Genomic DNA, 14,226 nt, shown 5'->3' on the forward strand with positions numbered 1-14,226 from the left:
TAGTAACCCCGGATGGCACCGGCAAAATCGACAAAGCGATCAGGCGTTGAAATATTCCTTCAGGTCAGCAACCCGGTCCAGACGCTCCCAGGTGAAATCGGGCTCGTCGCGGCCAAAGTGTCCGTGGGCTGCCGTCTTGGCGTAGATGGGCCGCTTGAGGTCCAGGGCATCGATGATGGCGCGCGGACGCAGGTCGAAGAGTTCGTCGATGGCTTCGCTGATGCGGGCCGGGTCCACGGTCTCCGTGCCGAACGTCTCAACGTACGTCCCGACCGGGCGGGCCTGGCCAATCGCGTAGGCAATCTGGATTTCGGCACGCTTGGCCAGTCCGGCGGCCACCACGTTCTTGGCAACCCACCGCATGGCGTAGGCAGCCGAACGGTCAACCTTGGACGGATCCTTGCCTGAGAAGGCGCCGCCGCCATGCCGGGAGAACCCGCCATAAGTGTCGACGATGATCTTGCGCCCCGTGAGGCCTGCATCGCCTACCGGACCGCCGATGACGAAGGCACCGGCCGGGTTCAGAATATTGGCCGTGCGCGAGAGGTCCAGGCTTGACGCCGCGAGGACGGGGTCGATGACGTAACTGGCGAGATCGGCCCGAAGCTGCTCAAGGCCAGCTTCCTCGGCGTGCTGGCTGGAAATCACCACGGTTTCAACGGAAACCGGGCGGTCGCCGTCGTACCCTACGGTAACCTGCGTCTTGCCGTCCGGGCGGAGGTAAGCCAATTCGCCGTTCTTGCGCACTTCAGTGAGCCGTTCGGACAAGCGGTGGGCAAGCCAGATGGGCGTGGGCATGTAGGAAGCTGTTTCATCACTGGCGTAGCCGAACATGATGCCTTGGTCGCCCGCACCCTGGAGATCGTAGTCATCCTCCTGGCGGCCCTCGCGGGCCTCGAGGGAGTTGAACACCCCGCCTGCGATGTCGTTGGACTGCTGGCCGATGGACACCGAAACACCACAACGGGCACCGTCGAAGCCGTTGGCTGAAGAGTCATATCCGATGCCGAGGATAGTCTCACGGACTATCTGCGGGATCTCTACGTAAGCGTCTGTAGTGACCTCACCAGCCACGTGCACCAGGCCGGTGGTGGCCATGGTTTCAACGGCCACGCGGGACTCAGGATCAGCGGCCAGCAGCGCGTCAAGGATGGCATCGCTGATCTGGTCGCAGATTTTGTCCGGGTGCCCTTCAGTGACCGACTCGGAAGTGAAGAGCCGGAGCTTGGACGGGGTGCCATGGTGTTCATGGTGCAGCGGTAAAGTCACTCGACCACCTTACTGGGTTGCGGGACGGCGGCATCTGCCGTGTGTCCCTTTGCTAAGAATTCGGGTGTGGGCTCAGTTACAACGCCGGGAAGACCCGTGTGAGCTCGGCGCCCACCCGATCAACCACTGCAGCGGCGACATCGGCCTTGGAACCGGCGGCCGACTGCGGTTCGGCTCCGTGATCGGAGAGGATCACCACGGAATTTTCATCCTGGCCGAACACGCGCCCAATGCCCACCTGGTTAACTACCAGGAGGTCGCAGCCCTTGCGCTTGAGCTTGGCCGTTGCGTGTTCCAGGACGTCTCCCTGGGCGTCGCCTGTTTCGGCCGCGAAACCGACAATCAGTTGCCGGCCACCCTCGGCGTTGCGGCGTTCCACGAGCTCATGCAGGATGTCAGGATTCCGGATCAACCGCACCACGGGCGCATCCTCGCCGTCGACCTTTTTGATCTTGGTGTCCGAGACCTCGCCCGGACGGAAATCCGCCACAGCGGCGGCCATGATGACGACGTCGGAATCCACTGCCGCCTTCAGCGCGGCCTCGCGCAGTTCCAACGCCGACTCAACACGGACAAGCTCGACGCCGGCGGGCGGCTCGACGTCCATATGTGCGGCAAGGAAGCGAACAGTTGCCCCGCCAGCCAAGGCCGCGGCGGCCAGGGCGGCACCCTGCTTGCCGGACGAGCGGTTGCCCAGGAAGCGGACCGGGTCCAGCGCCTCCCTGGTGCCACCGGCTGAGATCGTTACGATCCGGCCTGCCAACGGCTGCTCCGTGGCGGGTGAAGCCTTGGCGCCATCCGCCACCTCAGTCAAAGCCATCGCAGCCGTGAAGATTGCTTCCGGCTCCGGCAGGCGGCCAGGGCCCGAGTCGGACCCGGTGAGGCGACCGGAGGCTGGCTCGAGTACTGTCACACCGCGGCTGCGCAACGTCTCCACGTTCGCCTGGGTTGCGGCATGCTGCCACATCTCAGTGTGCATGGCCGGAGCAAAGAGCACTGGACCGTGGGCCATGAGCAGCGTATTGGTGAGGAGGTCGCCCGCTTGTCCTGTTGCAGCCTTGGCCAGGAGGTCCGCCGTGGCGGGCGCAACCACAATCAGGTCGGCTTCATGGCCCAAGCGCACATGGTTGACCTTCTCGACGTCGTCAAAGACGCTGTTGCTCACAGGGTTGCCCGAGAGGGCCTCCCACGTCGCGACTCCAACAAACCGTGTGGCCGCTTCCGTGGGGATGACCGTGACCTTGTGGCCGGCTTCAGTAAAAAGCCGGAGGAGCGATGCAACCTTGTAGGCTGCAATCCCTCCCCCGACTCCGAGGACTATGCGCACGTGACCTCCGTCAACAGGCAGTCTGTACTTATTCTGCGGGCTCGATCGGCGTGGAAACCAAAAGGCCTTCGTTGATCTCGCGCAGGGCGATGGACAGCGACTTCTCATTCAGCTTGGTGTCAACCAGCGGGCCAACGTACTCAAACAGGCCCTCGTGGAGCTGGGCGTAGTAGGCGTTGATCTGGCGGGCACGCTTGGCGCCGAAGATGACCAGGCCGTACTTGGAATCAGCAGCCTCAAGCAGCGAATCGATCGGCGGGTTGATGATGCCTTCAAGGTTCGTGGACACGAATTCTCCAAATTTTAGCGGGCCAACAAATGCAAGCGCTTAGCGCTGGTGCGGGGTAAGCCCCATGAGTGAAACAAGCTCGTCCGCTGCCCGGCGAACGTCGTCATTGATGACGGTGTGGTCAAACTCCGGTTCAGCAGCAAGTTCCAGTTTAGCGGTTTCCAGCCTGCGCTGCTGTTCCTCGGGAGTTTCCGTGCCGCGGCCCACCAGGCGGCGGACCATTTCGTCCCACGTGGGCGGTGCCAGGAACACAAAATTCGCGTCCGGAACAGCCTTCTTGACTTGGCGTGCGCCCTGGAGGTCAATCTCCAGGAGGACGGACTTTCCTTCGGCGATGGCAGCGTTGACAGTACTGCGGAGCGTCCCGTAGCGGTTCTGTCCATGCACCACAGCCCACTCCAGCAATTCACCATCCGCCACCAGGGAGTCGAACTCCTCGGCGGACTTGAAGAAGTAGTGAACGCCATCCTGCTCACCCGGACGCGCGGCCCGGGTGGTTGCCGAGACTGAGAGCCAGACCTCTGGATAGTTGTCCCTGATGTAGGTGGATACGGTTCCCTTGCCAACGGCAGTGGGGCCTGCAAGGACAGTCAGTCCGGGTTTCTTGCTCACGGATTCCTTCGGGGAGATGCGTCAAACGCTTTGCTGGGTGTCCATAAAATCTACCAGCGCCCGGGCCTGGTGAATTCCCAGGCCCCTGATGCGCCGGGATCCGGCGATGCCTATCTCCGCCATGATCCCGGCCGCCCTGACGGGGCCAATGCCCGGCAGGGCCTCCAGGAGTTCCACCACACGCATGCGCGCAATCGCCTCGTCCGTTGCCCCGGAAGAGATCAGCTCCGCAACACTGACCTCGCCGCGCTTGAGCCGTTCCTTGGCGGCGGCACGGACTGCCCTCGCCTTGGCGGCCTTCTCCAGCGCATCGGAACGCTCCTGTGGTGTCAGCTCTTTAAGGCCCACTGCCAAACCCCTGTCAGATCGCGATTGTGATCCAGATCACGCGGACTGATCCTGAACCTACCGGCAGGGGCGCTGTTGCGCAATGCGGCCAGGCAACTTACTCCGACCGAAGCCCGCCCAACGTCTCTTCGGTTGCGGCACGAAGGCCCACCACGGAGGGACCTGCGGCCAGGATGCCCCGGCTGGAGGTAGCCAGGACCGAAGGATAGGCAGCACCGAACGTCGCACGAAGGTCAGCAGGGGTTGCACCCTGGGCGCCGAGCCCCGGTGCGAGGATCGCGCCGCGGACCTGGCCCAGATCGATGTCCAGGTCCTCAAGCGCCGACCCAATGGTGGCGCCCACAACCAAACCAACGGAACCAAGGGTCCCCTCGTACCGCTGGTTCTCCGCTGCAGCAGCGGCCACGATCCTGCGTGCCACCGAATCATCGCCACCAACGTGCTGGACCGACTTCCCTTCCGGGTTGGACGTCAGGGCCAGGACAAACACTCCCCTGCCATATTGCGCAGCGAGGTCCAGCGCCGGACGCAGCGACTCAAAGCCCAGGTAGGGGCTGAGGGTCACGGAGTCTGCGGCCAAGGACGAACCGTCACGCAACCAGGCGTCCGCGTACGCCGCCATGGTTGAGCCGATGTCGCCACGCTTGGCATCGGCGATGCTGAGCACGCCTGCTTCCGAGGAAGCGGCAAGCGTGCGCTCCAGGACGGCCATGCCGGCGGAGCCGTGACGCTCGTAGAGTGCCACCTGCGGCTTGACCGCGGCAGCGAGGGAAGCGACCGCCTCCACCACTGTCAGCGAGAAGCGTTCCAGGCCGGCGGCGTCGTCGTTCAATCCCCAGTCAACCAAAAGCTGCGGGTGGGGATCGATTCCGACGCACAGCGGACCGCGGGAGGCCATGGCGGCCGCCAGCCGGGAGCCAAAAGACTCCCGGACCGGCGGCTGCGCCTGCTGCAATTGGGCAGACTCAGGCATTGGCTGCTTCCACTGCTGCTGCCAGGTTGGCCGCGTGCTCCTGCAAGCTGGTCACGGACCACTCGTAGGTACGCAGCGCCTCGATGGCCTGCACAGCCGCGTTGAATTCGGCGACGGTGGTGATGCAGGGAATCCCGATGGACGTTGCTGCGGCGCGGAGTTCGTAGCCGTCGCTGCGGGCTTCGCCGCCGGACGGGGTGTTGAAGACCATATCGATCTCGCCAGCGATGACGAGGTCAGCAATGGTTCCTTCACCTTCAGCGCTGCTGCCCTCGGCCACCTTGCGGACCGGAGTCGCCTGGATGCCGTTACGGCGCAGGACGTCCGCCGTGCCACCGGTGGAGACGATCTCGAAGCCGAGGTCCGAGAGGCGCTTGACACCCATGATGACCGAGCGCTTATCGCGGTTGGCCACGGAAACGAAGATCTTACCCTCGGTGGGCAGTGCGTTGTTGGCAGCGGCCTGGCTCTTGGCGAAAGCGGTGTCGAAGTGCTTATCGATGCCCATGACTTCACCTGTGGAGCGCATCTCCGGGCCGAGCAGGGAGTCAACAACCTTGCCTTCGGGAGTGCGGAAGCGGCTGAACGGAAGCACGGCTTCCTTGACGGCAACCGGCGCGTCCAGGGGCAGCGTGGAACCATCACCGGTTTCCGGCAGCATCTTGTAGGCGCCGCGGAGCTGGTTGATGGTGACCCCGGTACCGATGAGGGCTGCTGCTTTGGCCATCTGCACGCCCGTTGCCTTGGAGACAAACGGAACCGTGCGCGAGGCGCGTGGGTTGGCTTCAAGAACGTACAGGACGTCTGAGGCCAGCGCGAACTGGATGTTGATGAGGCCGCGGACGCCCACACCTTCAGCGATGGCACGGGTTGCCGTGCGCACGCGCTCGATCACGTTATTGCCCAGGGTGATCGGAGGAAGCACGCAGGCGGAGTCACCGGAGTGGATACCGGCTTCTTCGATGTGTTCCATGATGCCGCCGAGGTACATGTCGGTGCCGTCGAAGAGTGCGTCGACGTCGATCTCCACGGCGTCCTCGAGGAAGCGGTCGATCAGTACCGGGTGGTCCGGCGTAATTTCCGTGGCGTTGGCGATGTAGCGGGAGAGGTTCGCTTCGTCATAGACGATCTCCATGCCACGGCCGCCCAGGACGTAGGACGGCCGAACCAGCACCGGATAGCCGATTTCGTCGGCAATCTTCTTGGCGTCCTCGAAGGACACCGCGGTGCCGTTCTTCGGGGAGGTCAGTCCGGCTTCGTCCAGCACGCGGGCGAAAGCACCACGGTGTTCGGCGAGGTCGATCGCTTCCGGCGAGGTACCCAGGATGGGCACGCCGGCGTCGGCGAGCTGCTGTGCCAGCTTCAGCGGAGTCTGCCCACCGAGCTGCACGAAGACGCCCATCACGCCGCCTGTGCGTTCCTCGGCTGCGATGACCTCAAGGACGTCCTCAAGGGTCAGCGGCTCGAAGTAGAGACGCGTGGAGACGTCATAGTCCGTGGAGACAGTTTCAGGGTTGCAGTTGACCATGACGGTCTCGTAGCCGGCCTTGCGCAGCGCCATGGAGGCGTGGACGCAGGAGTAGTCGAACTCAATGCCCTGGCCGATGCGGTTGGGGCCGGAGCCGAGGATGATCACTGACGGCTTGGCGTGCAGGCCTACCTCGTCCTCTTCGTCGTAGGAAGAGTAGTGGTAGGGGGTGTAAGCGGCGAACTCCGCGGCACAGGTGTCCACCGTCTTGTAGACCGGACGGATACCCAAAGCCTGACGGACTCCGCGGACCACGGCCTCGTTGTTGTGCGTCAGGGCACCGATCTGCTCGTCGGAGAAACCGTGGCGCTTGGCGTTGCGCAGCATTTCCTCCGTGAGCACACCGGCCTTGCGGATCTCCTGGGCTGTCTCGTTGAGCAGCTGCAACTGGTCCAGGAACCAAGGGTCGATCTTGGTGGCCTCGAATAGTTCTTCCACGGTGGCGCCGCCGAGCATGGCGCGCTGCACCTGGTGCAGGCGGTCCGTCGTGGGTCGCTTGGCCTTCTCGATGAGCTCTGCGACTTCGTATTCCGGCACGGAGCTGAAGTCCAGCTGGGAACCCTTCTGCTCAAGCGAGCGGAGGGCCTTTTGCAGGGCTTCGGTGAAGTTACGGCCCATGGCCATGGCTTCGCCAACGGACTTCATGGTGGTGGTCAGCGTGTTGTCTGCTGCCGGGAACTTCTCGAACGCGAAACGCGGGACCTTGACCACAACGTAGTCCAGGGTCGGCTCGAAGGAAGCCGGGGTCTTCTGCGTGATGTCGTTCGGGATTTCGTCCAGGGTGTAACCCAGGGAGAGCTTGGTGGCGATCTTGGCAATGGCGAAGCCGGTTGCCTTGGACGCCAGTGCTGAGGAACGCGAAACGCGGGGGTTCATTTCGATGACCACGACGCGGCCAGTGGCGGGGTCGATGGCGAACTGGATGTTGCAGCCACCGGTGTCCACGCCAACCTCGCGGATGACGGCAATGGAGACGTCGCGCAGCTTCTGGTACTCGCGGTCCGTCAGGGTCAGCGCCGGCGCAACAGTGATGGAGTCACCAGTATGGACGCCTACGGGATCGAAGTTCTCGATGGAGCACACAACAACGACGTTGTCGTTCTTGTCGCGCATCATCTCGAGCTCGTATTCCTTCCAGCCGAGGATGCTCTCTTCAAGCAGGACCTCGGTGGTGGGGCTGTACTGAAGGCCCTGGCCCACGATCCGGCGAAGGTCGTCCTCGTTGTACGCCAGGCCCGATCCCAGTCCACCCATGGTGAAGGACGGACGGACCACCATCGGGTAGCCGAGGTCCTCGGCAGCGGCGAAGGCCTCTTCCATGGTGTGGATAATGTGGCTGCGTGCGGATTCTGCACCGCAGCGCTCCACGACGCCCTTGAACTTCTCGCGGTCTTCGCCAAGCTCGATGGCGGCAATGTTCGCGCCAATGAGTTCCACGTTGTACTTCTCCAGTACACCGTTCTTGTCCAGGGCGATGGCCGTATTCAAAGCCGTCTGGCCACCCAGGGTGGGCAGGATGGCGTCCGGGCGCTCCTTGGCGATGATCTTCTCCACCACCTCCGGGGTGATGGGCTCAACATAGGTGGCATCGGCGAACTCGGGGTCCGTCATGATGGTGGCCGGGTTGGAGTTCACGAGGATGACCCGCAGGCCCTCCTCCTTGAGGACGCGCAGTGCCTGGGTGCCTGAGTAGTCGAACTCGGCTGCCTGGCCGATGACGATCGGGCCCGAACCAATGACAAGGACGCTCTTGAGATCTGTACGTTTGGGCATTACTTCTTGTCCTCAGTCTTGGATTCGGTGGAGTTTTCGTCTGTGGCCTTGGACTTGGTGCCGGCCATGAGGTCGATGAAGCGGTCGAAGAGGTAGGCGGCATCATGCGGACCAGCGGCAGCTTCGGGGTGGTACTGAACCGAGAAGGCGGGGATGTCGAGGCAGGCGAGTCCTTCAACGACGTCGTCGTTCAACGAAACGTGGCTGACTTCAACCCGTCCGTAACGCTCTTCAGGCGCCACGGTGGAACCGTTCAGCGGGGCGTCAACGGCAAAGCCGTGGTTCTGCGAGGTGATTTCCACCTTGCCGGTGCGGCGGTCCATGACGGGCTGGTTGATGCCGCGGTGGCCGTAGCGGAGCTTGTACGTGCCAAACCCAAGGGCACGGCCCAGGATCTGGTTGCCGAAGCAGATGCCGAAGTACGGCAGCTTCTCGTCCAGGACTGAACGCAGCAGGGAGACCTGGTGGTCCGCCGTGGCGGGGTCGCCGGGACCGTTGGACATAAAGAAGCCGTCAGGGTTGACTGCGTTGACGTCCTCCAGCGTGGAGGTGGCCGGCAGCACGTGGACGCGGACACCGCGCTCTGCGAAACGCACGGGCGTCATGGCCTTGATGCCGAGGTCGACGGCGGCGATGGAGAACCGCGGTTCGCCTTCCCAACCGTGGTCCTTGGGCTCAACGACATAGGCCTCATCGATGGAGACTTCCTCCGCCAGGGCTGCGCCTTCCATGGGAGCGCTGGCAAGCACGGCGTCCAACAGTTCCTTGTCGGTGGCCTGGGCAGCCTCGCCGGAGAAGATGCCTGCGCGCATGGTTTTGTGCTCGCGGAGGTGGCGGGTGATGGCACGGGTGTCTACGCCCTGGATGCCAACGATGCCCTGTTCCACCAGTTCGTCATCGAGGCTTCGTTCCGAACGCCAGTTGGAGGGACGGCGTGCGGCGTCGCGTACGACGTAGCCTGCCACCCAGATCCGGCGGGACTCAGCGTCTTCGCTGTTGACGCCGGTGTTACCGATGTGCGGCGCAGTCTGGACTACCAGCTGGCGCGCGTAGGAGGGATCCGTGATGGTCTCCTGGTAACCGGTCATGCCGGTGGCGAACACCGCTTCACCGAGCGCAGTTCCCTGCGCGCCGTAGCTGCGGCCGCGGAAGATGCGGCCGTCTTCGAGCACCAGCACTGCTGCTGAGGGGGCGGGTGTGGTGGCTGCTTTACTATCCGTCACTTTATTACTTTCCACTATCGGCATCTGCCTGAGGGGCTGCGGAGATCAATTCCTGGAGGGCTTCGAGGAGGAGCTGCTTGTCGGCTGCGTGCCTGGACCGGAATCCGGTATCCAGTTCCCGGCCACCGAGTTTCCAGCTGATGACCAGGAGCCCGTCTTTTTCGACGAACTTCCCTGCCATGCCGCTGGACTCACGGCTGTCGGCCAGTGCGGAGCGGGGGATGAAGACCGGGGCGGCACCGGAGCGGTCGAACAGCACGCCTTCGGCGTGGATGCTCAGTTCCGCGTTGGTCCGGATACCCAGGCCCTGAACCGCGATCCGGTCCAGCCAGTCGCCCGCCGTGGTGGTGGCAACGTACTGGCCATCTGCGACGACGGTGGCCGGCGTCAGCTGCTCCGGCACCGCTGGTAGGCGTTCGACGTCGGCTTGTCGCCGCAGCCTGTTACGCCACCCCAGCCAGATCATCGCCAGGACGACGACGATCAACGGCACCGTGATGAGCACGGTCAGTGTCTGGTTATCCATTAATTGCTGCTGACTTCCGGGTACCGGTACGGCGTGTTGAGCCGGCCGTCGAGGACCGTGGGATGGCCTTTGAAGAAGGTTGCCACAACGGATCCGGGCAGCTCCTTGCCCTTGAACGGTGAATTGCGGCCCATGGTTGCCATTTTATGGGGGTCAACGGTCCATCGCGCAGCCGGGTCCACCAGGATGACGTTGGCCGGTTCGCCAACCTCCAGCGGACGGCCCTGGTCAGCGACACGGCCGATGACCGCCGGAGTGAAGGACGTCACCCTGGCGAAGTCGGCCCAGGACATCAGGCCAGTCTCGATCATGGTCTCCTGGACCACCGACAGAGCTGTCTCCAGTCCGGTCATGCCCATTGCGGCCTGGGCCCACTCACATTCCTTATGTTCGCTGGGGTGCGGTGCGTGGTCGGTGCCCACGACGTCGATGGTGCCGTCTGCCAGGCCTTCACGCAAAGCTTGCACGTCAGCATCGGTACGCAACGGCGGATTGACTTTGTAGACGGGGTCATAGCTGCGGACCAGTTCATCAGTGAGGAGCAGGTGGTGCGGCGTGACCTCGGCCGTGACGTTGATCCCCCGGGCCTTGGCCCAGCGCACGATTTCCACGGATCCAGCGGTGGAGACGTGGCAGACGTGGAGGCGGGACCCAACATGCTGGGCCAGCAGGACATCCCGGGCGATGATGCTTTCTTCGGCAACAGCCGGCCACCCGGTCAGTCCGAGGACCGCTGAGACAGTGCCTTCGTTCATTTGTGCCCCGGCGGTAAGGCGCGGTTCCTGCGCGTGCTGGGCCACCACGCCGTCGAACGCTTTCACGTACTCCAGGGCGCGACGCATCAGGACGGGATCATGGACGCAGATACCGTCGTCGGAGAACATGCGCACCTGGGCACGGGAATCGGCCATGGCCCCCAGCTCGGCGAGCTGTTCGCCGGCCAGACCCACAGTGACTGCTCCTACGGGACGCACGTCCACCCAACCCGACGCGCGGCCCAGGCTGTGAACCTGCTCCACCACGCCCGCAGTGTCAGCCACCGGGTTGCTGTTGGCCATCGCGTGGACGGCCGTGAAACCGCCCAAGGCAGCGGCACGGGTACCGGTTTCGACCGTTTCGGCGTCTTCGCGGCCGGGTTCGCGCAAGTGGGTGTGCACGTCAACCATGCCGGGCAGGGCGATGAGGCCTGCGGCGTCAATCACCGTAGCGCCGTCAGCGGCGAGGCCCTGGCCGCGCGCTTCGATGACGCCATTGCGGATCAGCAGGTCTTCAGCTTCGCCACCGAGGATGGCGGCCCCACGAAGCAGGTAGGTATTCTCGGCCATCATTTGGTCTCCTTGCTGGACTGGCTTAAGGTGTGGGCGGCTTCGCGGGAGTCTCCGGAGAGCAGCAGGTAGAGGGCGGCCATGCGGACCGAAACACCGTTGCGCACCTGGGCAAGCACGGTGGAGCGCGGCGAATCCGCGGCGGCGGAGGATATTTCCAAGCCCCGGTTCATGGGACCGGGGTGCATGATGATGGTGTCTTTCATGCCGAGGTCATCCAGAGCACGGAGCCTGGCGTCGTCGAAACCCCAGCGACGCGAGTACTCCCGGGTTGAGGGGAAGAACGACGCGTTCATACGCTCACCCTGGACGCGCAGCATCATCATGGCGTCAATGCCGGCTTCGAGCGTCTCGTCCAGGTTGTAACTGACTTTGCAAGGCCAGTGCTCCACGCCGATGGGCAGCAGGGTCGGTGGCGCCACCAAGGTGACTTCAGCGCCGAGGGTCTTCAACAACCAGACGTTGGACCGGGCAACGCGGGAGTGCAGGACATCGCCGGCGATCGCTACCCGCATGCCCTTAAGGTCAGCACCGGTGGATTCGCTGCCGTTGACCTTGGACCAGTGCCGGCGCATGGTGAACGCATCCAGGAGCGCCTGCGTCGGATGCTCGTGGGTGCCGTCGCCGGCATTGATAACGGCGGCGTCAATCCAGTCTGTCGCGGCAAGCCGGTGCGGGGCCCCGGATGCCCAGTGACGGATGACCACGGCGTCTGCGCCCATGGCGGCCAGGGTCTGTGCCGTGTCCTTGAGGGACTCCCCCTTGGACACCGAGGATCCCTTGGCGGCGAAGTTGATGACGTCGGCAGAGAGTCGCTTTGCGGCAGCCTCGAAGGAGATGCGGGTGCGGGTTGAGTCTTCGAAGAAGAGGTTCACCACTGTCCGGCCGCGCAACGCGGGCAGCTTTTTCACTTCACGCTCACCAACGGCGGACATCTCTTCTGCCGTGTCAAGGATTCGGATGGCGTCGAAAGCACTCAGGTTCTCGGTGGAAAGGAGGTGCTTCACTTGCCGGCCTCGATAACTACCTCGTTGACGGGCACACCGTCCACGGAGTCGATTTCCTCGAGGTGGACACGGACCTTTTCAGAAGAGGAAGTAGGCAGGTTCTTGCCCACGTGGTCCGCGCGGATGGGCAGTTCCCGGTGGCCCCGGTCCACCAGAACGGCCAAGCGGACAATCCGGGGGCGGCCAAGGTCCACCAGCGCGTCCAGTGCAGCACGGATGGTACGGCCCGAGTACAGGACGTCGTCGATCAGGACAACCACTTTGTTGTCGATCCCTGACAACGGCAGGCGTGTGTGGCGCGGGGGCCGGGTGGGCTGATGGGAGAGATCGTCACGGAACATGGTGACATCCAATTGGCCGACAATCGTTTCAGCGTTGACCGAGGGGTCCGCAGCTGCGATCTTTTGGGCGAGCCGTACGGCCAACGGATAGCCGCGGCTGGGAATGCCCAGCAGGACCAGGTCCTGGGAGCCTTTATTGGCTTCGAGGATCTCATGGGCGATACGAGTGAGCGCACGGTCAATGTCCGCCTGGTTAAGAACAACCCGCGACGGCACGTGCGCTGAAGTGACTTCAGTCATCGCTCGTCTCCCCTTTCCCCGCCTCACGGGACGGAATTAAAAAAGGAATATTTGCTTTTCAAAACTACCACAGGGGCCCTTCGCCACCGCACCGCCCGACCAACCCAAGCGTGAGTTTAAGCTCACACTGCGTGCCGTGGAATAGGCTCTTGCCCATGACCATGAACCACCACGGCCAACCCGGCGGACAACCCTATCCGCGACCCTATCTGGAACCTGGCGCCAACCCCACGTGGATCGGACGGGTACAGCCGGGAAACTATCAACCGGCTCCAGGGAATCCAGCCTCACTCCCCCGGCAAACCTGGGCCACACCACAGGCTCCGCGCACCCGCCGATCGCTGGGCACACTCCCCTTGGTCATTGTTGGTGGGGTCCTTGCCCTTGCCAGCCTGATGCTGGTGCTGCCGTTCCTGCTGGGCAACACCGGGGTGACAGGCTTCGTGATCGGCTTTATTGCTTCGTTGATTCCGTTGTCCGTGGTGCTGCTGACGGTACGACTCATCGATCGCTGGGAGCCGGAACCAAAAAGGCTGCTGTGGTTCGCCTTCACCTGGGGTGCCGCAGTGTCCATCGCCGGGACGCTGCTCATCCAGCCCCTCTTTGCCCTGGCCGCACCCACCAGCAGCGAAGAAGCTTTCACCTACTTCATGGCAACGGTCCAAGCACCCATCGTCGAGGAATTCACCAAGTCGCTCGGATTGCTGGTCTTGATCCTGGCCGCCCGGAAGTACTTTGACGGACCCGTGGATGGGGTGGTGTTCGCCTTCACCATTGCCGCCGGCTTCGCCTTCACTGAGAACATCCTCTACTTTGGACGCGAAATTGCCTCCTCCACCGATCCCGGGACGGACTTGGTCCGTATCTTCATCCTCCGCGGCGTCATGTCACCCTTCGCCCACGCTCTGTTCACCGGCACCACCGGCCTGATCATGGGCTTTGCTGCGCGGAGGTGGCACAGCGGCTATGCCGTACTGGGATTCTTCATTGGGTTACTGCCCGCGATGTTCCTCCACAACCGTTGGAACAGCATGGGTCAGAACTTCCTGGCGGAGTACTTCGTGGTCCAGGTCCCCATCTTCCTGGTGGCAGCAGTGGGCATCATCCTGCTTCGGGTCGCTGAAGGAAAACTCACGCGCCAACGCCTCCTGGAGTATGCCCGGGCCGGTTGGTTCACTCCGGCCGAGGTGGAGATGCTTGCCACCTCGCGCGGCAGGCGCCAGGCGGTGCGCTGGGCATCCACGCGCGGCCGTGGAAACCAGATGAAGGCCTTCATCAAGGGAGCCACTGCTTTGGCGTTCACCAGGCAGCGGATACTCAGCGGGCGGGACGTCCACGTTCACCAGCAAGACGAGTTGGAGCATCTGCGCAACATCCCCGGCCTGCGGGCAGCAGTTCTCCAATAACGGGAAAAGGACCCGCTCCCACAGTTTCCTGTGAAGCGG

At 63.5% G+C, this 14,226-nt stretch carries 13 protein-coding genes; 1 reads left to right on the plus strand and 12 read right to left on the minus strand.

What is annotated here, in order from left to right:
- Nucleotides 1-39: 39 nt before the first annotated feature.
- From metK to pyrR, 12 genes are all read right to left on the minus strand, one after another.
- Complete coding sequence (metK, locus tag AYX22_RS11870; protein WP_089595220.1) at nucleotides 40-1,269, minus strand: methionine adenosyltransferase; 1,230 nt, start codon at nucleotides 1,267-1,269, stop codon at nucleotides 40-42.
- Between the two features lie 76 nt (nucleotides 1,270-1,345).
- Nucleotides 1,346-2,596 (minus strand): bifunctional phosphopantothenoylcysteine decarboxylase/phosphopantothenate--cysteine ligase CoaBC, encoded by a 1,251-nt coding sequence (gene coaBC, locus AYX22_RS11875; RefSeq protein ID WP_207593658.1) that lies wholly within the window; start codon nucleotides 2,594-2,596, stop codon nucleotides 1,346-1,348.
- A 28-nt stretch (nucleotides 2,597-2,624) separates the two neighbouring features.
- Nucleotides 2,625-2,885 (minus strand): DNA-directed RNA polymerase subunit omega, encoded by a 261-nt coding sequence (gene rpoZ / locus AYX22_RS11880; RefSeq protein ID WP_017197559.1) that lies wholly within the window; start codon nucleotides 2,883-2,885, stop codon nucleotides 2,625-2,627.
- Between the two features lie 39 nt (nucleotides 2,886-2,924).
- On the minus strand, nucleotides 2,925-3,497 hold the full coding sequence (gene gmk, locus AYX22_RS11885; protein WP_207593659.1) for a guanylate kinase: 573 nt from the start codon (nucleotides 3,495-3,497) through the stop codon (nucleotides 2,925-2,927).
- 21 nt (nucleotides 3,498-3,518) lie between these two features.
- Nucleotides 3,519-3,845, minus strand: a complete 327-nt coding sequence (mihF, locus tag AYX22_RS11890; protein WP_207593660.1) for an integration host factor, actinobacterial type — start codon at nucleotides 3,843-3,845, stop codon at nucleotides 3,519-3,521.
- A 97-nt stretch (nucleotides 3,846-3,942) separates the two neighbouring features.
- Nucleotides 3,943-4,818 (minus strand): orotidine-5'-phosphate decarboxylase, encoded by an 876-nt coding sequence (gene pyrF / locus AYX22_RS11895; RefSeq protein WP_207593661.1) that lies wholly within the window; start codon nucleotides 4,816-4,818, stop codon nucleotides 3,943-3,945.
- Nucleotides 4,811-8,119: a carbamoyl-phosphate synthase large subunit gene (carB, locus tag AYX22_RS11900; protein ID WP_207593662.1), complete on the minus strand. Its 3,309-nt coding sequence runs from the start codon at nucleotides 8,117-8,119 to the stop codon at nucleotides 4,811-4,813. Before carB ends, pyrF begins: the two co-directional genes overlap by 8 nt.
- Nucleotides 8,119-9,366 (minus strand): glutamine-hydrolyzing carbamoyl-phosphate synthase small subunit, encoded by a 1,248-nt coding sequence (gene carA / locus AYX22_RS11905; RefSeq protein WP_207593663.1) that lies wholly within the window; start codon nucleotides 9,364-9,366, stop codon nucleotides 8,119-8,121. The genes carB and carA overlap by 1 nt, the downstream gene beginning before the upstream one ends.
- A complete protein-coding gene (locus AYX22_RS11910; RefSeq protein ID WP_207593664.1) occupies nucleotides 9,347-9,868 on the minus strand; it encodes a hypothetical protein in 522 nt (173 codons plus the stop codon). The genes carA and AYX22_RS11910 overlap by 20 nt, the downstream gene beginning before the upstream one ends.
- Complete coding sequence (locus AYX22_RS11915; protein WP_207597567.1) at nucleotides 9,868-11,193, minus strand: dihydroorotase; 1,326 nt, start codon at nucleotides 11,191-11,193, stop codon at nucleotides 9,868-9,870. Before AYX22_RS11915 ends, AYX22_RS11910 begins: the two co-directional genes overlap by 1 nt.
- Nucleotides 11,193-12,200, minus strand: a complete 1,008-nt coding sequence (locus AYX22_RS11920) for an aspartate carbamoyltransferase catalytic subunit (protein ID WP_207593665.1) — start codon at nucleotides 12,198-12,200, stop codon at nucleotides 11,193-11,195. The genes AYX22_RS11915 and AYX22_RS11920 overlap by 1 nt, the downstream gene beginning before the upstream one ends.
- Entirely contained in the window at nucleotides 12,197-12,781 is a 585-nt protein-coding gene (gene pyrR, locus AYX22_RS11925) for a bifunctional pyr operon transcriptional regulator/uracil phosphoribosyltransferase PyrR (protein ID WP_207593666.1), read from the minus strand. Before pyrR ends, AYX22_RS11920 begins: the two co-directional genes overlap by 4 nt.
- Before the next feature lie 110 nt (nucleotides 12,782-12,891).
- On the opposite strand from pyrR, the gene AYX22_RS11930 reads away from it, so the two are divergent.
- The gene (locus AYX22_RS11930; RefSeq protein ID WP_207593667.1) at nucleotides 12,892-14,187 is read left to right on the plus strand and encodes a PrsW family intramembrane metalloprotease; all 1,296 of its coding nucleotides are present in this window, start codon (nucleotides 12,892-12,894) and stop codon (nucleotides 14,185-14,187) included.
- Nucleotides 14,188-14,226 lie beyond the last annotated feature (39 nt).

Origin of the sequence: Arthrobacter sp. D5-1 (assembly GCF_017357425.1) — a bacterium.
In the GTDB taxonomy this organism is placed as follows: Bacteria; Actinomycetota; Actinomycetes; order Actinomycetales; family Micrococcaceae; genus Arthrobacter.

Coding starts and splice junctions, on each gene's coding strand:
- pyrF (WP_207593661.1), bottom strand. CDS start 4,818: ATGCCTGAGTCTGCCCAATTGCAGCAGGCGCAGCCGCCGGTCCGGGAG.
- carB (WP_207593662.1), bottom strand. CDS start 8,119: ATGCCCAAACGTACAGATCTCAAGAGCGTCCTTGTCATTGGTTCGGGC.
- carA (WP_207593663.1), bottom strand. CDS start 9,366: ATGCCGATAGTGGAAAGTAATAAAGTGACGGATAGTAAAGCAGCCACC.
- AYX22_RS11910 (WP_207593664.1), bottom strand. CDS start 9,868: ATGGATAACCAGACACTGACCGTGCTCATCACGGTGCCGTTGATCGTC.
- AYX22_RS11915 (WP_207597567.1), bottom strand. CDS start 11,193: ATGGCCGAGAATACCTACCTGCTTCGTGGGGCCGCCATCCTCGGTGGC.
- pyrR (WP_207593666.1), bottom strand. CDS start 12,781: ATGACTGAAGTCACTTCAGCGCACGTGCCGTCGCGGGTTGTTCTTAAC.